15 protein-coding genes are annotated in these 21,466 nt (G+C 47.9%); 5 read left to right on the top strand and 10 right to left on the bottom strand.

Features of this window, described 5'->3' with window-relative positions; translation table 11 throughout:
• Nucleotides 1-30: 30 nt before the first annotated feature.
• The 3 genes from RCO84_RS16570 to RCO84_RS16560 are packed head-to-tail and all read right to left on the bottom strand — an operon-like array spanning nt 31 to nt 2,376.
• Entirely contained in the window at nt 31-1,689 is a 1,659-nt protein-coding gene (locus tag RCO84_RS16570; protein ID WP_262302262.1) for a DUF4099 domain-containing protein, read from the bottom strand.
• Nucleotides 1,690-1,720: 31 nt separating this feature from the next.
• Entirely contained in the window at nt 1,721-2,074 is a 354-nt protein-coding gene (locus RCO84_RS16565) for a helix-turn-helix domain-containing protein (protein ID WP_373690145.1), read from the bottom strand.
• A 2-nt stretch (nt 2,075-2,076) separates the two neighbouring features.
• Nucleotides 2,077-2,376 (bottom strand): helix-turn-helix domain-containing protein, encoded by a 300-nt coding sequence (locus RCO84_RS16560; RefSeq protein WP_262302261.1) that lies wholly within the window; start codon nt 2,374-2,376, stop codon nt 2,077-2,079.
• Between the two features lie 241 nt (nt 2,377-2,617).
• Here RCO84_RS16560 and RCO84_RS16555 point away from each other — a divergent pair, with 241 nt between their 5' ends.
• Nucleotides 2,618-2,905: a helix-turn-helix domain-containing protein gene (locus tag RCO84_RS16555; RefSeq protein ID WP_071122342.1), complete on the top strand. Its 288-nt coding sequence runs from the start codon at nt 2,618-2,620 to the stop codon at nt 2,903-2,905.
• Between the two features lie 93 nt (nt 2,906-2,998).
• Nucleotides 2,999-3,313, top strand: coding sequence for a helix-turn-helix domain-containing protein (locus RCO84_RS16550; protein WP_217758001.1), 315 nt, complete (start codon nt 2,999-3,001; stop codon nt 3,311-3,313).
• Between the two features lie 123 nt (nt 3,314-3,436).
• Here RCO84_RS16550 and RCO84_RS16545 read toward each other — a convergent pair whose 3' ends face one another.
• Both RCO84_RS16545 and RCO84_RS16540 read right to left on the bottom strand, forming a co-directional pair.
• Nucleotides 3,437-3,832, bottom strand: coding sequence for a hypothetical protein (locus tag RCO84_RS16545; RefSeq protein ID WP_233339746.1), 396 nt, complete (start codon nt 3,830-3,832; stop codon nt 3,437-3,439).
• A complete protein-coding gene (locus tag RCO84_RS16540) occupies nt 3,829-5,100 on the bottom strand; it encodes a site-specific integrase (RefSeq protein WP_317585788.1) in 1,272 nt (423 codons plus the stop codon). The genes RCO84_RS16545 and RCO84_RS16540 overlap by 4 nt, the downstream gene beginning before the upstream one ends.
• A 473-nt stretch (nt 5,101-5,573) precedes the next feature.
• Here RCO84_RS16540 and RCO84_RS16535 point away from each other — a divergent pair, with 473 nt between their 5' ends.
• Nucleotides 5,574-7,190: a Na+/H+ antiporter NhaC family protein gene (locus RCO84_RS16535; protein ID WP_317585786.1), complete on the top strand. Its 1,617-nt coding sequence runs from the start codon at nt 5,574-5,576 to the stop codon at nt 7,188-7,190.
• 92 nt (nt 7,191-7,282) lie between these two features.
• Nucleotides 7,283-7,825, top strand: a complete 543-nt coding sequence (gene rbr / locus RCO84_RS16530) for a rubrerythrin (RefSeq protein ID WP_144151098.1) — start codon at nt 7,283-7,285, stop codon at nt 7,823-7,825.
• Between the two features lie 81 nt (nt 7,826-7,906).
• On the opposite strand, the gene mutY is transcribed toward rbr, so the two are convergent.
• The 4 genes from mutY to RCO84_RS16510 are packed head-to-tail and all read right to left on the bottom strand — an operon-like array spanning nt 7,907 to nt 11,977.
• Entirely contained in the window at nt 7,907-8,947 is a 1,041-nt protein-coding gene (gene mutY, locus RCO84_RS16525) for an A/G-specific adenine glycosylase (RefSeq protein ID WP_317585784.1), read from the bottom strand.
• Nucleotides 8,948-8,968: 21 nt separating this feature from the next.
• Nucleotides 8,969-10,222: a mechanosensitive ion channel family protein gene (locus RCO84_RS16520; RefSeq protein ID WP_317585782.1), complete on the bottom strand. Its 1,254-nt coding sequence runs from the start codon at nt 10,220-10,222 to the stop codon at nt 8,969-8,971.
• Nucleotides 10,223-10,261: 39 nt separating this feature from the next.
• Entirely contained in the window at nt 10,262-11,542 is a 1,281-nt protein-coding gene (dacB, locus tag RCO84_RS16515; RefSeq protein WP_287819336.1) for a D-alanyl-D-alanine carboxypeptidase/D-alanyl-D-alanine endopeptidase, read from the bottom strand.
• Nucleotides 11,543-11,572: 30 nt separating this feature from the next.
• The gene (locus tag RCO84_RS16510; RefSeq protein ID WP_144151110.1) at nt 11,573-11,977 is read right to left on the bottom strand and encodes a hypothetical protein; all 405 of its coding nucleotides are present in this window, start codon (nt 11,975-11,977) and stop codon (nt 11,573-11,575) included.
• A 233-nt stretch (nt 11,978-12,210) separates the two neighbouring features.
• On the opposite strand from RCO84_RS16510, the gene nadB reads away from it, so the two are divergent.
• Nucleotides 12,211-13,800 (top strand): L-aspartate oxidase, encoded by a 1,590-nt coding sequence (gene nadB, locus RCO84_RS16505; RefSeq protein ID WP_264901278.1) that lies wholly within the window; start codon nt 12,211-12,213, stop codon nt 13,798-13,800.
• 124 nt (nt 13,801-13,924) lie between these two features.
• Here nadB and sov read toward each other — a convergent pair whose 3' ends face one another.
• The gene (gene sov / locus RCO84_RS16500) at nt 13,925-21,463 is read right to left on the bottom strand and encodes a T9SS outer membrane translocon Sov/SprA (RefSeq protein ID WP_317585779.1); all 7,539 of its coding nucleotides are present in this window, start codon (nt 21,461-21,463) and stop codon (nt 13,925-13,927) included.
• Nucleotides 21,464-21,466: the final 3 nt, after the last annotated feature.

Genomic DNA, 21,466 nt, shown 5'->3' with positions numbered 1-21,466 from the left:
TGATTAACTCTGTGGATCAAGTGGCGGCAACTACATCTTCACGCTTCTTGCCTTTCTCTTTGGCTTCTGTTCCTCGGCGCTCTGTTCCTTCTGCTGCTTTTCGTTCTTTGGCGCAGACTGTCCCGGACTCAGCGGCTCCTTGGTGTGCTTGGTTGCCTCATGGGTCTTGCCCTGCTCGTTGACGGCGACTTGTACCTTGTTCTCGTTGGTAGGAATCTGTTCCTTTGCCTGTTTGATGTCTGGATTGTTGCGGTAGGAACGTGGCTGCATCTTGTCGAAATCGAACTTCACGTAGGCGGTATAGGTACCGCTGCCGTTCTTGTTCGGCACTTCCTTGATCTCGATGGTCTTGCCTGCCACATAGTCGTCCTTCTGCTGCTCGGTCAGTTCCTTCTTGAAATAGGTGTTGAGTCGGCGGATGGTTCCATCCTCATTGAGCCAGTGGTTGGGATCTTGCTGCTTCTTCTGACCACCCACATCACCTTCTGCCTTCTGCTCCTGCTTGTCAGCGGTTTGCTTCTTGTCTCCATTCTGTTTCTGACCTTGCGCCTGTCTTGTGCTGCCAGGCACGAACTCCACGCCACGCTGTTCCACATTCACCTGCAGCAGCGGTGTAAACTTGCGCCCGTTGGCAAGCTCAATCTCCTTACGAAGCGGAATACCTGAGTAGAGCACTCTCTTGTCGTCCTTGGTAATAGGTGTCTTGCCGATGGTATCGGGTATGCGCACCTTGTTGGTAGGGATGTCCACAATCTCATTGGTGAGACGGTCGATACTGATGAAATGAGGACGCAGTTCACCTGTGTTCTTGTCGGGGAAATCCACTACCTTTCCGAGGTTACCGTTCTGCAACAGGTTCTTCTTGTCCTCTGGAGTGAAGGTATAGCCTTTGTAAGCGACATCGAGTTTTGGCTCGTTGCGCACGAAATGCGGCACGAGTTGCAACTGGTCGTTATCGTCCTTACGGAATGACAGACGGGCCTGTATCTCTATCTGTTCACCGCCGAAGGTCGGCTTCACAATCACAAGCCCCGTCTTGCCGTAGTTGAGCAGGGCTTTCATATCCTTCTCATTCATACTGTTGAAGTCTATGCCATATTTGGCACCAAGTTCCTGCAGGTTCACATCGTTACCACTAATGAGGTTCTGCTTTACACCCGGAGCGGTCTGTGCCTGCTGTTCGGTTGCGGTCTGTTCTGGTTTCTGTTCCATGTCGTTCTCTTTTTCGTTGGTTTGTTCAGATGATACATTCTCTTTTTCGGTGTTAGCTTGCGTCTTGGACGCATCGTCCGATGATGCGGTTTCTTTCGCCTGACCTTCCGATTGCTTTGCCTCTTTCTCATAATTGGAGGTGTCAACCTTGTGGGCAGAAAGAATCTCCTTGTTAGCCTCCGGATCTTTCAGCAACTCCTTCATCACGCCAAGCAGGTTTTCCACCTGGTCTGCCGCTATGCGATAGAATCCGAATCGGCTTGGCTCCTTGCACTGGCGGAAGAAGTTTCTAAAGAAACTGTCCATCAAGTCACTGTTGCGGTCAAAACGCAGGAAGTCGGACGTGTTCTCCGCCTTGGCGGGTGCTCGCTTCGGTGTGCCGTCTCTGCTGAGTCCGGCGACGACGCTGATCTCGCCCGTCTTTTCGTCACGGACTACCAGCACGTCCTGTTCATCACTCTTTTTCTTTTGTCCCATAATTGTAAATGTTTAATGGTGAATACTTTTGTTATTTGAATTTTTGGTGAATGCGAGTCATATAATGCTCTACATTCTCCTGATTGAAATCCTTCACGTTGTTCTTGATAAATTGCTTCACGTCTTCCTCCGTGTAGTAGGTCTTCTGTCCCAGCCGCTTGTAGGGAAGCACTCCCAGACTGCGGTAGCGTTGCAGGGAACGGGGAGAAATTTGAAACAAAAGACAGAGATCCTGGTTGTCGAGCAATTTCTCGTTGATGCCAGAGCATCCCTTGTCCTCTCCGCTTCGCTCATGTCTCAACATCAGCATGTCATAGATGCCGTCAATCTTCTTGTGCAGGTCATGCAGATATAATTCCAATCGTCTCAATGTTCCATCTTCCATACTCATGTCTCCTTGGCAATGGTTCGTTCCTCAATCAATTTCTGTACAGCGTTGATGCTATATCTGCATTGTCCGCGCACCATGAAGTACTCGATGCTGTTGGTAGAGCGCAAGCGCTGCAGGGTTCGCTTGCTTATCCCAAGTATTCTTGCTGCATCACTGCTTGTCAGCACAAGTTCCATGCTTCTTCTTTTGGTATTTTCTCTCGCATTGGAATATATGAGAGCTACCAACTTTGCCACGTCGGCAATCTGTTCTGTCAGCATCTTAAAGGCTGGACTTTCCATTGTTATTACTTCCATTTTGATTCCGTTTTAAATGTTACAAACTTTGCTGTTTTGATTTCTCGGTGGCAAAATTAATCATTTGCGAAATACCCGTTTAACAACTCATTAATGACCCACGTATAATTTTCTTGATTTTTCTTGCCAAGCGGTCGGCAAACCCCAGAAAAGTACTGCCACAGTTATTCATTTTCATTGTTTTTCAACATACACACATTAACTTTGCACCCGAATTTGTTGAACCAATAAAACAGAGAATATGGAAGTAGTAACAATGGAAAAGAAGGCATTCGACTTGATGATGGCAAGATACGATGCCTTGGTAAAGAAAGTTGAGTTGCTGAAGCATAAGGCTAACGGCAAGCGTCTGAACAAATGGCTTACAGGTCATGAGGTCTGCCAGCAACTTCGCATCAGCCAGCGCACCTTACAAAAACTTCGTGACCGCCGTTTCTTGGGGCATACCCAGATAGGTCGCCAATTCTATTACTGTCCCGAAGAGGTCAAAGCCATCGTTCCGCTTATCGCCAGAATCAAATCGGTATAGCGTAAAGCCAAACTCGCCCAAGGCAAAGCCGAAAACTTCACCCTGGGCGAGCCAACACATTTTATATTCACCACTTAATCCAAATTGTAAACAATGAACATGAACCAACTTCTTACGCATGAGAGCAAGTCGATAGACACCGCCATGCAATCCTTGAAGAAAGCCAACAACTGGCTATCTTCATTCATCGAGTCCTACAGCCCACCTTTGAACGGGGAGCGATACCTCACCGACAAGGAACTCTCCGAGCATTTGAAGCTTAGTCGCCGCACCTTGCAGGAATATCGCAAGCAAGGCATTTTGCCCTACATTATATTATGTGGCAAAACCCTCTATCCGGAATCCGAGATACAAGCACTTCTCACTGGTAATTACCGCAAGCCGATAATCGACGGCACTGTTTCATAAGAGGAGGGTACTGCTTCATAATAGTGAAACAAAAATAGCGTACAGGGTACAACGACAAAAATCGTTTCCTCTGTACGCTATTATTTATAAAGGTGTAGGAATCTTATTAAAAGATGAGAGATTCTAACTTGCACCTCTTGGCATCGTTCCGTTCATCACAATAATCATCGGATACTCGTGTTTTACTTGCTCTGCATGGCAATCCTTGCGGTTTACAACCTTACTGATAAACCATTGTCTGAACAACAAGGCTTGGTATGTATCCATTTGAAGTGCTATGGCGATAATCACTTCCATATCATAGACATGCGCAGAATATCCATTTTCAAGTTTGATGTATTGAGAAAGCTGGAAATCTTTCAGCACACTTTGTTTCCAAATGCGCTTGATGGTATTCTTCACTGCTGTCCCTGTTACATTCAACAGTTCGGCAATCTCCCAAACTGTCATCCACACCTCACCATGATGTGGGGCGTAGATGACCATTTCTTCTTGTATTGTTATCACTTGTCGTTTCATACTCTGCCATTTATAGTGTTAGTATTATCGTTGCAAACATTTCCAAACGTGAATTCCTCAATGTTATTAATCTGCTGAGACAACTTTTCCACGTCTTTGCTCAATTTCTCCTTGGTAATCTTGGCATACACCTGGGTTGTCTTTATGTCCTTGTGACCAAGCATTGAACTCACGGTTTCTATTGGAACTCCGTTGGAGAGGCAAACCGAGGTTGCGAACGAATGACGGCTCATGTGCCAGGACAGCGGCTTGGTGATACCACATCTTTTGCCCAGTCTTTTGAGCGAATCCATACAACTTTGGTAGTTGGGTACAGGAAACACCCTGCCGTCTTCACACAATCCACGGTATTTTTCCATAATCTGCTTGGGATAATCAAGCAACTTGATGTTGGCTTCCGTTCCAGTCTTCTGTCGATGGATAACGATCCATTCACCTTCATCGAAAAATTCCTTGATGTTCTCTTCCTTCAAGTTGTACAGATCAATGAAAGCGAGACCTGTAAAACAACAGAACAGGAACAAGTCACGCACCATACTCATCTTCTTTCTTGTGATAGGTGTTTCCATCAACAGGTGAATCTCTTCTTTGCTCAGAAACTCTCTTGTCGTCTCTTCTTCCTTGTACTCATATCGTCTGAAAGGGTCTTTTACGAGCCATTCATTATCTATGGCACGGAATACCATTGCACGGAGATTGCGGACAAACACCATCGCAGAGTTTATCTTCAAGTGCTTGTCGGTTCTGAGAAAAGTCTCGTAGTCTGTGATAAAAGGCAGCGATAACTCTTTCAGAGCAATATCCTTCACATGGTAATGCGTCTGCAAGAACTCGCCCACATAGGCACACCCGATTCTATACTTCGTGTATGTACTCAAAGATTTCATGCCAGCCTTATATTGCTTTTCCATTTCATCACGGCTTTGAGAATAGACTTTCATCAGTGTATGGCAACGATACTCCAAGCCAAGAAAGGCGTTCTTCACCTTGTCGGCAGTGACGAAGTTGTCCCTGTCCATAATCTCCTGATAATGCTTGCTGATACTCACACGCATCTTGTCCAATTTACGGTTCACCTCCAAAGCCTGCATACTCTTACCTATCATGCGTCCGCCCTTGGTGTCCCACAAATCTGGATTGGCAGTTGTCTTGCAACTGAACTGCGCCTGTGTTCCGTCCACTGTGATACGTCCCATAACTGGAACAGTACCATCTTTCTTTACTACCTGTCTTTTGAGGTAGAAGATAATTGAAAATGTACTCTTCATAACGTCATTCTTTTTTGCGTTCAAAATTAATACCTGAAGAGTCTTTTCTTGCTACGCATTTCACGGCAGAACACGGCAAATTTGGTTCGTAACCAAAAAACTTACGTTGCTCATTAGTAACTCACTATAAATCAGAGCGTTCAAATTCAATTCGTAACCTTCCTCATTCTTCCGAACCTTAACATTCCCCATTTGGGGTATAGGTTACGGATAGGTAACGTTCCTCTGTCTCATCTTGTCATATTCCCGTCTTCGTCTGTCCTCGCCACTTTTAACCAAAATGAGGAAAGTAACTGATAACCAGTAAACTTTCCTCATTCTTCTCTCAAACACTTTTTATATGTACTTTCTGTCCCAAAAATATGCTAAAATAGCCCATATCAACCCATAAGCACCATTTTTTCTGCCCAAAAGCTTGCATATATTACCAAAAAAAACTATCTTTGCCCAAAAACAATAAAATGGATTACAACATGATTGGGACCGCATGGTCGTTACTGCCTCCTATCGTCGCCATCGCTCTGGCGCTGAAGACAAAGGAGGTCTATTCTTCTCTTTTTATCGGTATCATACTGGGTGCCGTTCAATATTGCATTTCGATGGGAACAGGTTTCGACGGATTCCTCGTTCACCTTACCAATCATACCGTAAGCGAAGGCGATGAAGCCAAAGCTTACGGCTTGATACATTGCCTCTCCGATCCCTGGAATGTAGGCATTCTGGTATTCCTGGTGGTGTTGGGCAGCATCGTTTCACTGATGAACAAGGCGGGAGGTTCGGCAGCTTTCGGCCGTTGGGCTTCCAAGCATGTACACTCGAAGGTTGGCGTACAGATTGCTACCATCCTGCTCGGCATTCTGATATTCATCGACGATTACTTCAACTGCCTTACCGTGGGTTCGGTGATGCGTCCTATCGCTGTGCGCAACGGTGTTACCAAGGAGAAGCTGGCTTATCTCATCGATTCTACAGCCGCTCCAGTCTGCATCATCTCCCCTATCTCGAGTTGGGCAGCTGCGGTATCGGGCTTCGTATCGGGCGGAGAGAACGGACTGGCGCTTTTCTGCAAGGCGATACCTTTTAATTTCTACGCATTCTTTACCATCCTCTTTATGTTTGGCATCGTGATACTGGGCTTCGACTTCAAGGCGATGAGCAAGTATGATGCAAGACTGAAGGAATGGTACGAGCGAACCAATGGCGGGAAGCTCGATGAGGTGAGCGATACCAAACTGCAGATTGTTGAGCACGGTGTGGGAGCCAAACAGGAAGAGGATTCCAAGAACAAGGGAACCGTGAGCGACCTGGTGATTCCAATCATCATGCTGATTATCTTCTGCATGGCGGGCATGGTATATTCGGGCGGATTCTTCGATGCCGATAATGCCAACTATCTCAACTTTGTGGATTCCTTTGCTGCGAGCAATGCCTCTGTAGGCTTGGTAATCGGTTCATTGGCTTCCCTGATTCTTACCATCATGATGTTTACCATTCGCAAGACCTTGCCTTTCGATGAGGCGATGAGTAGTCTCATCAAGGGTTTTGAGGCGATGGTACCAGCCATTCTGATTCTTACTTTGGCATGGACGCTGAAGAGTATGACCGACTCGCTGGGTGCGGCAGAATATGTATCATCGGTTGTAGCGAGCAGTGCCTCAGAACTTCAGATGCTTCTTCCGGGCATCATCTTCCTGGTAGCAGGCTTTCTGGCATTTGCAACGGGTACCTCCTGGGGAACCTTCGGTATTCTGATTCCTATCTGCATCGCCGTATTCCCTGGTGCTGATCCTTTGCGCATCATTTCTATCTCGGCATGTATGGCTGGTGCGGTATGTGGCGACCATATCTCTCCTATCAGCGATACCACCATCATGGCGAGTGCAGGAGCGGAATGCAAGCATGTACATCATGTATCATCACAGTTGCCTTACGCCCTGACTGTAGCCGGTGTGAGTTTCCTCACCTTCATTGTGGCGGGATTCACTCATACGCTGGGTATGGTAACGAGTGCCATCATCTCGTGGATATTCGGTGTTGCCATGCTTGGTTTTGCTTTATATTATTTAAATAAGCGCCAAAAAGGTAAATAGTTCTTAATTTATTTGTATATTTGAAATATTTTCAATATCTTTGCATAAGAATTTAATAAAGAACATATTAATAACTTAATACAGAATACATTATGAAGGAATTAAAAGGAACAAAGACAGAGAAGAACCTCCAGGAGGCTTTCGCTGGTGAGTCACAGGCTCGTAACAAATATACCTATTTTGCAAGCAAGGCAAAGAAGGACGGTTTTGTACAGATAGCCAACATCTTTGAGGAGACAGCTGCTAACGAGAAGGAGCACGCTAAGTTGTGGTTCAAGTATCTGGAGGGCGGTGCTATCCAGGATACAGAGAAGAACCTGGAAGCTGCTGCCAATGGTGAGCACTATGAGTGGACCGATATGTATCCACGCATGGCAAAGGAGGCTCGTGAAGAGGGCTTCAACGAGATTGCAGCTAAGTTTGAGATGGTTGCTCAGATTGAGAAGCATCATGAGGAGCGTTATCGCAAGCTCTTGAAGAACGTACAGGACAAGCTCGTCTTCTCTCGTGACGGCGACTGCATCTGGCAGTGCTCTAACTGCGGACATATCGTAGTAGGCAAGAAGGCTCCTGAGGTTTGCCCAGTCTGCAACCACCCACAGAGCTACTTCCAGATTGAAGCACAGAATTACTAATTCTTGCTTGAGACGAAATATCTAACAGAACATATATAAATAAGAGAGGGTGTGTCATGGCCTTATGACACACCCTCTTTTTTATGATTTAGCTTGAACCATTTCCAACATGATTTCTATCAACCTTGGAACACCATACTGTTCTACCTCGTCCTCTTTCACCCAGATATAATCATCAGGGAGCAGGGGGCGGGTTTCTGTTTCCTGCAGATAGAAGTCGGCAAGGAGGATGCGATGGGTAAGTACATGCTTCACATCCTTAGCCAGGAGAAGAGGATTATGGACAAAGGCAGGCAGTTGCGGAGCATCTGATGCGTTATATGGTTCCCACAATCCTTGCCAGATATCACCCTCGCCGCGACGGTGGATAGCCACTTCGCCTTTACACCTTATATATATATAGGAGAGATGGCGCGTTTTCACCTTCAGTGTCTTGTTCTTCACCGGCAACTCCTCTACCCTTCCAGTCCTCAACGCCTCACAGGTTTCGGCAAGCGGACAGACAAGACATTTTGGAGATTGAGGAGTGCACTGGATAGCTCCGAAATCCATCATACCCTGGTTATAGGCAGCAACAGGCGATAATGCTGTATCAGAAAGTTGCTGAGCAGACGAAGCAGGCAAGAGTGATTGAGCCAACGCAGCAAACTCCTTTTTCCCCTGCGTTGAGTTGATAGGAGTATCTATTCCGAAGTAACGTGAAAGAACCCGGTACACATTGCCATCTACTACTGCCGCCAGAATATCAAATGCAAAAGAACCGATGGCTGCAGCAGTATAATCACCCACCCCTTTCAGGGCTTTGATACCTTCAAGCGTATCAGGGAAATGACCGAGCTCTACTATCTGTCTGGCAGCAGTATGAAGGTTGCGGGCTCGCGAGTAATACCCCAATCCCTGCCAGAGTTTCAAGACATCATCCTCGCTGGCAGCAGCCAAGTCTTCAACCTTGGGATAGGTCTTCATGAACCGCTCCCAATATTCCCATCCCTGTGCGATGCGGGTTTGCTGAAGGATGATTTCGCTCAGCCAGATGGCATAAGGATCCTTGGTTTCGCGCCAAGGCAATTCCCTACCATACTCACGAAACCAACGGATAATGACAGCCGAAAAACTATTCATAAAGTTCAATGTTCAAAGTAATTACTGTTCCGGATATTGCTCATAAATCTTCAGATCGAATTCATTCGCCAAGGCATAGGCATGCTCCATGATATCGGCGAGAATGTGCTCATAATTCACCCATACCTTATCCTTAATGAAGAAATAGAACTCGATAGGAAGACCGCATTGCGTGGCTTCCATGTGGCGCACCATCAATGTGAGATCGGTATTGACCTCCGGACGCTGGCGCAGATACTTCTCCATGAATTTACGGTAAAGCTGGAGATTGGTAGGAGCAAGGGCTGCAGGATTCTTTAAATCCTCAATATCCTTCCCTTCTTGTATATCTTTATCTATCGCCTTCTGCAACGACTCCTTCAACTTAAACGAATCTTCGGTGGCGAAATGCTTGGTAAGCAGAGTGCATTTTAATGTCTCATCCACCAGACGGACACTACGGAAATCGAAGTAAACCACGCGCTTCACTCTTCGTCCACCACTCTTCTGCATACCAATCCAGTTCTGGAACGAACCATTCACCAGGGTAATAGGCGAAATGGTAACGATGGTGTTATCAAAGTTGCGCACCTTCACGGTCGTGAGTGACATATCCTCAACGATACCATTGGCATCCACCGACTTCACCGTAATCCAGTCGCCCTTATGCAACATATCATTGCTGGTAAGACGCACACCAGCCGCCAATCCCGTGATGGTATCCTTAAAGACCAGCATCAGGACTGCCGAGGTAGCACCCAAACCGGCAAAGAGGGTCATCGGGTTTTTGCCTAGCAGGATGGCAATCACCACCACAGCAGCCACGAAGAGCATCAATACCCTGAGAACACCGCAGAAAGTATGGAAATACTGCTGAGCCGACGAGCGTCGTTCCTGAGAATCCTCCAATCCTTTGAAAGACCCGATGAAGACCAGAGCCGTACGCACCGACATCACCACGATATAGATGCCCGTAGCCCGCTCCAATATCTCCTTGAATATCGGATACTCCAGATAAATCAGCGGCATGAGCGACCATATCACCACAGCCGGCACAATATGGCAAGCCGAGGTGAGCACCTTCTTGTTCAGCAGCACATCATCCCAAGTGATGTCCGTCTTATCAGTAATCTTACTGATGAGCGGAACCAGTATCTTGCGACAAAGAAAATCGCTCAGCATCGCCAAGAGAATGGCTGTAATGGTGAGCAAGATATGGCGCAGCATGGGCACAAAATCACCGGTGACTCCTGCCCATGTTATCATTTCATCTACAAACTTACGAATTTCCTCCATAAAACTATTAACTATCAACTATAAACTATCAACTAACGCTCACGGTTGGCAGAGCAAAGTACATACTTTATCTGCAAAGTGTCTGGCATTATTGCCATGCATGATACCATTGTTAATGATGGCGAAACAGAGTTCATGACCATTGGCTGCGGTACAGTAACCCGCCAATGAGATGATGCCCGTCAACGTACCCGTCTTTGCTTTCACATTGCCATGCACAAAACTGTTCTTCATACGTTTCTTCAACGTACCGTCAACCCCACCGATAGGCAGCGAATGCTTCAGATGGTCCATGATATTACCGTTGAGATAAGCATAACGAAGCAGTTTCACCTCCAGTTCGGCACTGAGATAATTATAGAGCGAAAGTCCCGAGCCGTCAGCCAGTTTATATCTTGCCGGATCGAGTCCTATCTTGCGGATAAGCTGTCTTTCCACATTTCGGGCACTCTTGGCACTCGCCCATTTATTGCCCGTAGAAGCCGCAATCTGATAATACATGCTCTCGGCATAGAGATTATCACTCTCCTTCATCATCTTGTGCAGAATCTGATCCATCGTATGGAATCGGGTACAGACCGTAAAGGCACTCGCAGGGCAAGTCTTCTCTGAAGCCCCAAAGCAGGAATATTCGATGCCCTCCTCACGGAGCTTGGCAAGAAACTTATCCATAAAGATGTCCTTGCGCTGGAATACCAGTGGCGAAAGCACCGGATTGTCATCATCCCAGCACCAGCCTTCACCCAACAGGTCGGCATCCTTCAAAGAGCGGTCAGCATAGATGCTGCCACGGATGGTGTCAACACCCATATCCTTCAGACTATTGACAAATGCCGACATATCATCGCTGTTGAAACGGGGATCCATACCGCCTATACAATAGACATCACCCGTCAATACTCCATTCTCAATGGTACCGGTATATTTCAGAGTGGTTTTAAACTGGTAAGAACCGCCCAACTTATCGAGCGCCGTAATGGCAGTCAGGAGCTTCATCGTACTTGCCGGACGCATCAGCTGTTGTTCATTTCTCTGAAAGATACAAGAGTCAGCAGACAGGTCCCAGACCATCAGTCCTACCTGTGATGTTTCGAACATCTTGCTTTCAAGGAGTTTATCAATACCCACCTTCACCGATTCTGGCCAAGGCAAATTCTGCGCCAGCGTATCCGCAGCCAGTGAGTCAACGAGTGTAGAGTCGGAAATATCCTCCTCATCAACCGTTTCTATTCCCTCATCTTCAATCACATTCTGGGCCTGCACCGGTACAGAGATCCATACCATCATCAGACCCAACATCATATATATTATCTTTTTCATCACAATCAGTTCACCTGAACTTAAAAGAAATTATTTATTTTTGATTCTCTCCATAAATGCCTCTTCATTATCCGGCTGAACGGTCACAATATTATTATGTCCGTATTCGATGACCACACAATGGTCTAATCCGAAGAAAGTCTTGGCGATCTGTACATCAATGACATCACATAGCGGCACATTTCTGTTGGAAGAGAACCTGCCCTCATTGATGATGAGATATTCCATCTCCTCATCCAGGTCTATCGGTTTTACCATCTTGAAGGTATAGGTTGTATTCAGTATGCGCTCTATCATGCCCACGATGATGATAGCCACAAAGATGCCGATGATAGCCAGCTTGACCCAGAAGAAGTAGAGAGCCAGGATTGCGAACACCGCCACACCGATACGTGCCGTCAGCGTAAAACGCTTATGAAAAGTTCTATCTGCCATAACTTTGATTTATTACCTTATATTATTGTCGTTTTTACGACCTTTTGATAGTCTAAAAGACTATATAACCTTAAATTTCGCTGCAAAATTACAAAAAATCCCTCTCTTATTACTCATTTTAAAGATTAATTATTACTTTTGCAACGAATTAAGAATTAATTCTGAGAGAATGGGGCTGTTTTATACATAAAAACACCTATTCTTAATATTGAAATTAGATAAGAATAAACTCAATGGTTTATAAGTATGATTTTCTAATTATCGGCTCAGGAGTTGCCGGTATGAGTTACGCCCTGAAAGTAGCCAGAGCGCATAAAGGTAAGGTGTGTATGATTTGCAAAACCTCGCTCGACGAGGCTAACACGTCATTCGCACAAGGTGGTGTGGCGTCAGTTACCAACTTGGAAGTGGATAACTTCGACAAGCACATACAGGATACAATGATTGCTGGTGATTATATCAGCGATTATAAAGCAGTGAAGCAGGTTGTCACCATGGCACCGGAGCAGATCAAGGAGCTCGTGCAGTGGGGCGTCAACTTCGATAAGCAGCAGGACGGCAAGTTCGACCTACACCGTGAGGGCGGTCACAGCGAGTTCCGCATCCTTCATCATGCAGATGATACGGGTGCAGAAATCCAGCGCGGTCTGATGGAGGCTGTGCGCAACTGTCCGGATATCGATATCAAGGAAAATCATTTCGCCGTAGAGATTATCACTCAGCACCACTTGGGTGCCCGTGTTACCCGCCGCACTCCTTATATCAACTGTTACGGTGCATACGTATTGAATCCTGATACCCAGAAGGTGGATACCTATCTGAGCAAAGTAACCGTGATGTGTACCGGTGGATGCGGTGCTGTTTATCAAACTACTACCAACCCGGTGATTGCCACTGGCGATGGTGAGGCGATGGTATACCGTGCCAAGGGAACTGTAGCCGACATGGAGTTTGTCCAGTTCCACCCAACCGCTCTTTATCATCCGGGCGAGACCCATCCTGCCTTCCTCATCACCGAGGCTATGCGTGGTTATGGCGGCATCTTGCGTCTGCCTAACGGCGAAAGTTTCATGGAGAAATATGATAAGCGATTGAGTCTGGCTCCTCGTGACATCGTGGCTCGTGCCATCGATAAGGAGATGAAGATTCACGGATTGGATCATGTCTGTCTCGATGTAACCCATAAGAATCCAGAGGAGACCAAGCGTCACTTCCCTAATATCTACGCCAAGTGTCTGAGCATCGGCATCGACATCACCAAGGATTATATCCCTGTTCGTCCTGCCGCTCACTATATGTGTGGCGGTATTAAGGTAGATTTGAACGGCTGTTCAAGCATCAACCGTCTCTATGCCCTGGGCGAGTGTTCATGCACCGGTCTGCATGGCGGTAACCGTCTTGCCAGCAACTCGCTCATCGAGGCTGTGGTTTATGCCGAGACTGCTGCCAAGCACAGTATTGAACATGTAGATGAATACGACTTCAACGAGAAGGTACCAGAATGGAATGATGAAGGTACTTTGACCAACGAAGAGAAGGTGCTGATTACACAGAGCGTGAAAGAGGTGGGCGAATGCATGAGCAACTATGTAGGCATCGTGCGCAGCGATCTCCGTCTGAAGCGAGCATGGGACCGCCTCGATCTTCTCTACGAAGAGACAGAAAACCTCTTCAAGCGTGTAAAGGTAAGCAAGGAACTCTGCGAGCTCCGCAACATGATTAACGTGGGTTATCTCATCACCCGCATGGCGATAGAACGCAAGGAGAGCCGTGGTCTCCACTATACCATCGACTACCCTGTTCATGCTTACGACAAGAAGTAATCAAGAATTATCAGAATATTAAAAAAGCTCGGATGCTTGTGATGCATCCGAGCTTTTTTTATTTTCAAGAATTTGAGAATTAGAGAATTTACTTCCTACCTATTGGTTCTAGTGAATTTTCTTTTTATCTCGTCAGCGAGAACTTGATGCTCAGGCCGAAATCCTGTGTGGTGGTAGGATAACTGCTGCTCGACAGGAGCGGTGTGTTAGTCTGACGGTCATAATAGAAACTCATGGTAAGGAGTTTGCTGAAGGTATAATCGGCAGAGAAACTCAGTTTCAGAGCATTGTTGCCGCTACTGGCACTGCTTACCATTGAGGCAATATCACGAACGATGGCTGCCTGCTTGCGGAAACTGAAGTCAAGACGCAGATTCAGATCATGGTTGGTACCATTCTGAACTGTCTTGGTGGTCGACGCATTCTTATTGGCAGCATTATTATTGCCGCCCTTCGACTTGGAACGGGAGACCTTGGTGCCCCAACCGAAAACATCGAAGTTGTTGATGCGGTAACCCATACCGATTACCCAGTCCTTACTCAATGCCTCGTTCAGCTGCACACTCGTCATACTGAGGTTCAATACACGGGTCTGGCGATATTCTGCCTTCACCGTCATATTATTGTTGAATGTGACATCCATACCCAATAATGGCGAGAACGACTCGTTGATACTTACCTGCGAAATGTTGAACATGCTGCTTGGAGATGGATTGCCCGTAGTGACATCACTCACGAAGCCGAGACCGTTCATATACTCCTGGAAGGTGCTGTAACTGTTGTAGCTGCCAACCGCAAAGACGCTTTTGTAAGAGTGGTTGATGTTGACACTCTTGAAGTGCTCGTTGAACCAAGGCAGACGTCCCAGTCCACTGTAACGGATAGTCCAGTTTGGCAACATCCGACTCAATGCCGGGAATACCGAGAGCGAATTGCCACCCATCGAGGTATAAGCCTTGAGGAAGGCAGGAATCATGACATCGCTGCTATACTGGTTGACCGGCGTGCGGGAAGCATCAAACTTGCCGCCAGCCAGAGCCGAACCAGTCGGATAAACGGTACCTGCATACTGCGCCTCTACCCTATCTCTGAAACCAGCCAGCGAGTTGACAAACTTCTCGAAGGTCTTGCTGCGATACCCCGAATTGGCATTGCCCATTCCCTCGAAAGCCGAACCCAGCGAGATGGTAGTCATCTGGAAAGCTCCACTCTGGGTAGTTGGCGTTCCTTCATACATATACTGTATGCTCTTCTGCGTGGTCTTGGTGCGTGTGGCAGAGAGATCTATCTTGAAATCCTTGACAGGCTCCAGGGTGGCACGCAACGTAAGATTATCCGTTCTGCTGGTAGTGGCTGGTGTTGCGATACTGTCGTTGCAGAGCAGCCAGTCGTTGTTTCTAGCCTTCTCGATATAATCGTCGCTAACCATACCGAAGGCGAAGTCAAGACCCGGTGCCATCTGTCCCACCTTCTTCTGTCCGAAGGCATCACCCACACTAGGCAAGAAGCCCGGCAGGGTGAGCTGATAGCTGCTGCGATAATTGATGCTCACATTGCGCACCATCATTGCCAGGCGACTAGCCAACTGCAATCCCTTATACCATTTCTTATCATCAAGCGGTTCCTTAGCCAGTACGGAGAGTTTCACCTTCATGGCAGTATCTACCTTTGAGATGATTCTGATCTGGTTATTATCTACCTTTTTATATTTAAGCGGGAACACTTTGCCGTCTTCCGTCTTGGCATTCACAATCAGTCGCTTGGTATTCTTGCCGTGGCGTATCTTGAATGTGGTATCAGGCAGGAGGGTGATTTCCCGTTCGAAGGCACGCTTGTTCTTAGGCAACGCCTTCTTAGGATCAGCCGCCTGTTCCTTTGCTTCCTGCTTCTTTTTCTTTTTTTCCTGCTTCTTGCGCTGCATCTGTGCCCTACTCTGGGTACGGTCAAACTTATCGTTTACCTTCTTCAGGAAAAGCACATGGTTGTAGAGTTTCACCAGGTTGAAGTTTCCGTTCAATGTCAGTTCGCGCTGGGTATTGATGGTGTTTCCATACGAGTTACCCTCCTCATCCTCTGTACCGCGCTCCCAAGAATAGTTGGCATTGTAAGAGGCATCGCTGTTCACCCAGTCGAAGACAGGCAGCAGATTGAGAGGCACCTTGTAGGATGCCTGGAAATTCTGACTGTAGTCGAGCGGTGCACCCCAGTGGCGGATGCTGGTCCATACGGAATCCTTCCAGGCATGATACTGGTCGGCATAAAGATCCTTGTTGACCGGTGTATATGGTTCCTCTATCTGTGCATGGGTAGCACTCTGGAAGTTCATGTGCAGGTTCTTGGTCAGATCCCAGTTGATGGAGAACTCACGGTTCCAGAGGAACTGTTCACTGAAGGTGAGCGGCAACTTGGAGTCTACTCCGGCAGCTCCACTCATTAGGGTTTCCATATCGCGCTCCTGCAACTCGTAGTAGTCGCGCGTCATCTCGGTATTGAAGGCTATGTTCTGCGGCAGCCAGTTCAGTCCGAAACGTTTCAGAATGTCGAGCCACTTGCTCTTGTTCTTCAGTCCCTTGAATGGTTCCCAAGCCTTATAAACCGGGCTCCACGAATAATCCAGGGCTCCGCGCCAGTTGTCCTTGCGCTCATACATCGTCGTTTCACCCGTAGTATACTGATGCTGATGACTGTAGGTGAATGAGAAGTTGGCTGGATCGTATGGCATCGGATGGCGCTTGGTAGAGATACCCACCCGGGCATTCGAGATGGAGAAGTTGGTCTGCGTAATCTTGGTGGCAGCGATATTCTCGATAGAATCGCGCTCGTGCTTAGAGCCGGCGGCATCGAGGGCATCCTTCAATTCCATATCAGTATCCAGCGGATTATACTTAGGAGTGGTCTTCTCCTTGGTAACACTATAATATAAAGGTATGCTCACCTTCGCCTTGTCAGGGAAGAACTTACCCATTTCGAGCGATGTGGTCACACTGTAGGTACCGTAATTATCGGTAGTGCGACTTGCCACGCCATCTTCCAGACCGCCGAATCCCTCGCTGATGTATCTGCCGGTGGCATTCACGCTACCCAAATCGGAGAGTTGTACGTTGAGGTTGGCATTGGCAGCCCAACCGCCCGAATTATTGTGTTCCTTGAGTCGGAGTTCGTTAATCCATACCTCACCACTCTTGATGTCGGCAGAATTGTTTCTCACACCCAGCATCATGGTCTTCACCTCGCCAAGACTCGGATTACCCACGATGGTAATCTTGTTCTGCGGATGTTCTGCATCCATCATGGAATAAGGAGCGAGATAAGAAGCCACACCCTGTGCCTTCGCCTTGTTACGGTTTTTCTTCAATGCCGTAAAGACGCTCAGCGGCACATCGAGCATATTTTCCTCAGGCCATACCGCCTTACAGTCGGCAAGCACATAGCGGTTGTAGTTGGAGCGTGGCTCGGTGAGTTTCAGCGGGATTTCATACTCGTAGTAATTGTTCTTGTAATCGCTACCCAGACGGATGAAGACTGAGAGATCACCATCCTGCAGACGGGTGGTATTCTGCTCCAATGCATTGGCATGGGCAAACATCTGGATGCGCTTATACTGGCGCAGATCGATGGTAGAATTCCTGTAAACCGCCTTCGCCTCGCCTGTGCTCATATTCTTGACCACCAGACTCAACGCCTGCTCGTTCGCCTCAACCAACTGAGGCTGACTAGGATCCTGTTCGCGCTTGATACCCGGAGGCAATACATAGTTGACCGGTGTCTTCTCGCCGTTTTCTTCCAGACTCACGCTGCTTGCGTCGAGGGTTCCGCCACTGGCTGCGCCGAGCGGCTGATCATAGGTACGCCACTTGCCCATCACGAGGTCGAAGGTACCGAAACGCAGCACGATAGGTTTCTTGAAACCGGTGAGGAACATACGCATGAAGCGGATGCTGGAGAAATCGTTGATGTTGCCCTGACGGTTCTCAAACTCATCGATAGGTATGCGGAACTGATACCAGGTAACGGTAGACTTGGTATTATCACGCCAGGTCTGGCTGTATTCACGCTTATCTACAATATGATTGTTACCCACCACGAGATCTTCCGGACGGATGCTGACACGGTACTGGAAGTATTTCTCATATTCGTTGAGGGTATAATCCTGGTTGATATCCTCGACATCCGGCGTTGACTTATAAGAAGTATCATAGCCCTCAGAACGGCTGTCGCTGTCAGGCGAGTTGCCCTGAGGATTATTGATATACTTATATCGCTGCAAGATAGGAGCACGCATCTCATCCCAGTCGGAACCGCGGAAATAGTGATAGTCATCACGTGCCGGATCGGCAAAGATGCTGTCGAATACCGCCTGGTTCACCTTGCCCTGAATCTGGTCGAGATAAGCACTCTTGTAGAATTCCTGCTCCTCGGCATCAGTCAGTCCGTTGAAACCCACATCCTGCAAGGCTCTGCTGCCACTGGTGGTAGCAAAGGCATAGGTCACGGTGCTCTGGGTAGGAATCTTACCCCACTGGGTATAGGTGTAGCTCTTGCTGCCATCTACCGGCATACCACTCTCATAGAATTTCTTGCCATCACGCAGGATATCCTCGCTCACCTCGCCCAGGTTGATGTAGAAATCGCCACCATAATCGGCAGCATCAGCCTCTTCGCGGGAATAGATGAACGGATCGAGCATCCAGAACTCGATGTATTCGATGTTTGCCTGCTCGAAATCGTTGGTATCCAGCTTACGCATCATTCCGCCCCAGTTGCGCTGCGGATTCTGCAGGGTTCCGTCAGCCTGCAAATCTGTTACATTGAAGTTGTATGGTCCCGGCTCGCTTGGATAGTAAGCCAGATTGAGTACATTCAGGGTATTGGTAGCGCCCTGATAACTGCTCTGGTCGCGCAATGGGAAGAGCTCCTTGGTATAGACCTCGCGAACATAATGGTTACTCAACTGCTTGAGGTCGCCCTTAATATGTCCCGGAGTGAGCGAACTTCCACGGCGGGTGAACAGCGGATCGATGGTATACCAGGCTAGGCGCGAACGGTGGAAACCACTGCTCAGACCGGTCTTATCGCTGTAATCGTCCTTGAAATTGAGCGAAGGCACACTGGATATAAACCAGGAGGTAGGAGTCGTTACATCGATGGTAGTCTTCGTACCCTCGAAGTCATCGATATAAGATGCATTGTCCTGTGTGCCACCAGCCTCACCGGCAATGAGCTGGGCAAATTCTCCTGTAAAGGATATCTGCGATGGCTGGGTGAGGTGCAGGAATGGTATCTTGTCAAGCACATTGGTGAGCCACTGACTCTCCTTGCGCCAGTTGAGATTGATGCCCCAAAGGGTGTTCTTCAGCGGTTCGGAGCCCATGGATACCTTGGTGGTAAGCGCCTGTTCGGAGAGGTGCTGGATAGTACCGCTCAACTGGAAGTTCTTGGTAAAATCATACTCCCAGTTCAGTCCGAACATCGTTTTTCGGGTTTGTCCGAAATCGGTATTACTCTCCAGAGAAACGTTGACAGCCGTACCGGCATCGATAATGCTCTGGTTCAGGATGGTCACCTCACCGGCACTGTAATCTACCGAATAGTCGGTGCCCTCTTTCAGGGTGATACCGCCTGCCGTAACGACCACCGAGCCCTGTGGCACATTGTAGGCATCAAGCGAGATGACATTGGCTGCAGAGCCCTTGAACTGTCCCACAATCTGATACTTGTTCTTTTCGGCTATCTGCTTGGCTACGGTCTTCGTACTGTCATAAAGTTCAGTAAAGGCATACTTTTCTGCCTTGTCGGCAGCCACGCCCCGCTTGACCAGATAATCACGCATATAACTGCCGAAAGGCTCTACCTTCGGAATGAACACGCGTCCGTTAGAGATGGTATAGCCTTCTACATAATCGAAATATCCATTGCTGTGTGCCTTGTTGTTGTTATCCAGACGGTCGGCGCCCAGCACACGGATGATTGGCTGCTCCTTCACCTGCTGCTCAGGGATATAACTGAGATATACGCCGGTGGTATCGCTCTGGTATTTCACATCCAGGCGAAACTTCTCCTTCTCTATGGTAGAAGCCAGATAATAAACGTTCTTCATCATCAACCCCCAGTTGCCCTGTCGCGGATTATTACTGGTATTCTTGAGCGATTTCACGAAGAGTGCCTGCTTGGTATCGCTGAGATCGGATGCAAACTCGCCCACCTGATAGGTAACACCTCCCGATGTATACTCATAGGCTACGGCAAGTACCTGATCGGTCTGCAGACTGGTTTTCAATGAGATATAACCCAAGGCGGTATTGACTGTATACTCAGAAGAATTGAGCAGACGGGCACTCTCCAGCTTCTCATAATCGGCTCCGCCAACCAGTCCGCCTCCATCGAGAGTGGTTGCAGCCTGGTCGATGTCACGGGCAGCAGCATACTGCCCTGTCATCGCCGCATACTCTGTATTCGCCTGGTTAGAAGGCACCTGTCCGCTCGCCGCCCACATCGGGTTGCTCAGTTTCTGGTTCTCGCCCAGATCGGTCAGGGCTACGATGTTTCGGGTATTGGTGGTATTGCCGGTTTTGTTGGTAACCCACACCTCCACGCGGTTGATGGTGATGCCCGTGGTGAGATTAGGAAGTTTCTGCATCCAGGCATCATAATGATTTCTGAAATACTGGGAGAGGAAGAAGTGGCGGTTCTCCTCATAATCGGCCACATTCAGTTCGAAAGGGGTAAGCTGCACACCGCCCCTGGTAGATACGCTCTTCGATGCACTCTTCTTCTGCGAAGCTACCATCTGCAGCTTGAGTTTGCCAAACTGCATATCGGTTCTAACACCAAACAGACTGCTGGCACCTTTGATGAGCGAAGAGTTGGAAGGGAAGGAGACGTTGCCCGCCTCAACGAGTTTGATGATTTCATCTTCCTTGCCGTCGTACTTCAGTTTCATGTTCTGTGCATCGAAATCGAAGGTGGCATCGGTGTTGTAATTCAGGTTCATGTTCACCTTATCGCCCACCTTTCCGTTGACGTTGAGATTAATTTTCTCATCAAAATCCATCATCGTCGTCTTTCGGTTGCGGATAGGCAACGAAGGATTGTCGATGTTTTTCTTGTTGATACCGAACTTGAGTTCGGCAGAACCCTGTGTCTTCACTCTGATGCCACCAGGACCGAAGATTTTCTCGGCAGGTCCCAAGTCGAAGTGCATATCTGAGAAATCGAACTTCTCCTTGCCTTTTGCCTGGAAGATTTCATCGTTCTGCTTGCGAAAGTAGCTGTTGCGCTGCTGCTGTTCGGTCCATGCAAGATACTCTTTCGGAGTGAGCATGATAGGAGCCGAAAGCCAGGTTGAGCCCATGCGGTTGCCGATGATATAGCGGTCGAGGGTATCGTTGTAGACTACCTGATATTGCAGATTATCAGGACGTTTCAGGTCGAGCGGACTCTGATAGAGGTCGCTCAGGGAGTAAGGTTGGGTGCGCTGAATCTGCCAGCGGGTATGCAGCAGCGAATCGGGAATGGTATCTTCATCGAGCTGCACGGGCTGGGCTGTGCTGGTATGGGTTTTCTTTTTATCGTCCTGAAGTTGAGGCAAAGCTATCGCATAGCCGAAGGTTGCCACCATCAGCCAAGCCAATAGAAAAGATATGAATCTTTGCTTCTGTTTCATCGA

This window comes from Segatella copri (assembly GCF_949820605.1).
GTDB lineage: Bacteria > Bacteroidota > Bacteroidia > Bacteroidales > Bacteroidaceae > Prevotella.
The sequence above is the reverse complement of the archived record's forward strand: the minus strand, read 5'-3'. Positions and strand labels throughout refer to the sequence as shown.

What these genes read in the sequence shown, in the direction of transcription:
- RCO84_RS16570 (WP_262302262.1), bottom strand. Translation starts at nt 1,689, where the DNA reads ATGGGACAAAAGAAAAAGAGTGATGAACAGGACGTGCTGGTAGTCCGT.
- RCO84_RS16565 (WP_373690145.1), bottom strand. Translation starts at nt 2,074, where the DNA reads ATGGAAGATGGAACATTGAGACGATTGGAATTATATCTGCATGACCTG.
- RCO84_RS16560 (WP_262302261.1), bottom strand. Translation starts at nt 2,376, where the DNA reads ATGGAAGTAATAACAATGGAAAGTCCAGCCTTTAAGATGCTGACAGAA.
- RCO84_RS16555 (WP_071122342.1), top strand. Translation starts at nt 2,618, where the DNA reads ATGGAAGTAGTAACAATGGAAAAGAAGGCATTCGACTTGATGATGGCA.
- RCO84_RS16550 (WP_217758001.1), top strand. Translation starts at nt 2,999, where the DNA reads ATGAACATGAACCAACTTCTTACGCATGAGAGCAAGTCGATAGACACC.
- RCO84_RS16545 (WP_233339746.1), bottom strand. Translation starts at nt 3,832, where the DNA reads ATGAAACGACAAGTGATAACAATACAAGAAGAAATGGTCATCTACGCC.
- RCO84_RS16540 (WP_317585788.1), bottom strand. Translation starts at nt 5,100, where the DNA reads ATGAAGAGTACATTTTCAATTATCTTCTACCTCAAAAGACAGGTAGTA.
- RCO84_RS16535 (WP_317585786.1), top strand. Translation starts at nt 5,574, where the DNA reads ATGATTGGGACCGCATGGTCGTTACTGCCTCCTATCGTCGCCATCGCT.
- rbr (WP_144151098.1), top strand. Translation starts at nt 7,283, where the DNA reads ATGAAGGAATTAAAAGGAACAAAGACAGAGAAGAACCTCCAGGAGGCT.
- mutY (WP_317585784.1), bottom strand. Translation starts at nt 8,947, where the DNA reads ATGAATAGTTTTTCGGCTGTCATTATCCGTTGGTTTCGTGAGTATGGT.
- RCO84_RS16520 (WP_317585782.1), bottom strand. Translation starts at nt 10,222, where the DNA reads ATGGAGGAAATTCGTAAGTTTGTAGATGAAATGATAACATGGGCAGGA.
- dacB (WP_287819336.1), bottom strand. Translation starts at nt 11,542, where the DNA reads ATGAAAAAGATAATATATATGATGTTGGGTCTGATGATGGTATGGATC.
- RCO84_RS16510 (WP_144151110.1), bottom strand. Translation starts at nt 11,977, where the DNA reads ATGGCAGATAGAACTTTTCATAAGCGTTTTACGCTGACGGCACGTATC.
- nadB (WP_264901278.1), top strand. Translation starts at nt 12,211, where the DNA reads ATGGTTTATAAGTATGATTTTCTAATTATCGGCTCAGGAGTTGCCGGT.
- sov (WP_317585779.1), bottom strand. Translation starts at nt 21,463, where the DNA reads ATGAAACAGAAGCAAAGATTCATATCTTTTCTATTGGCTTGGCTGATG.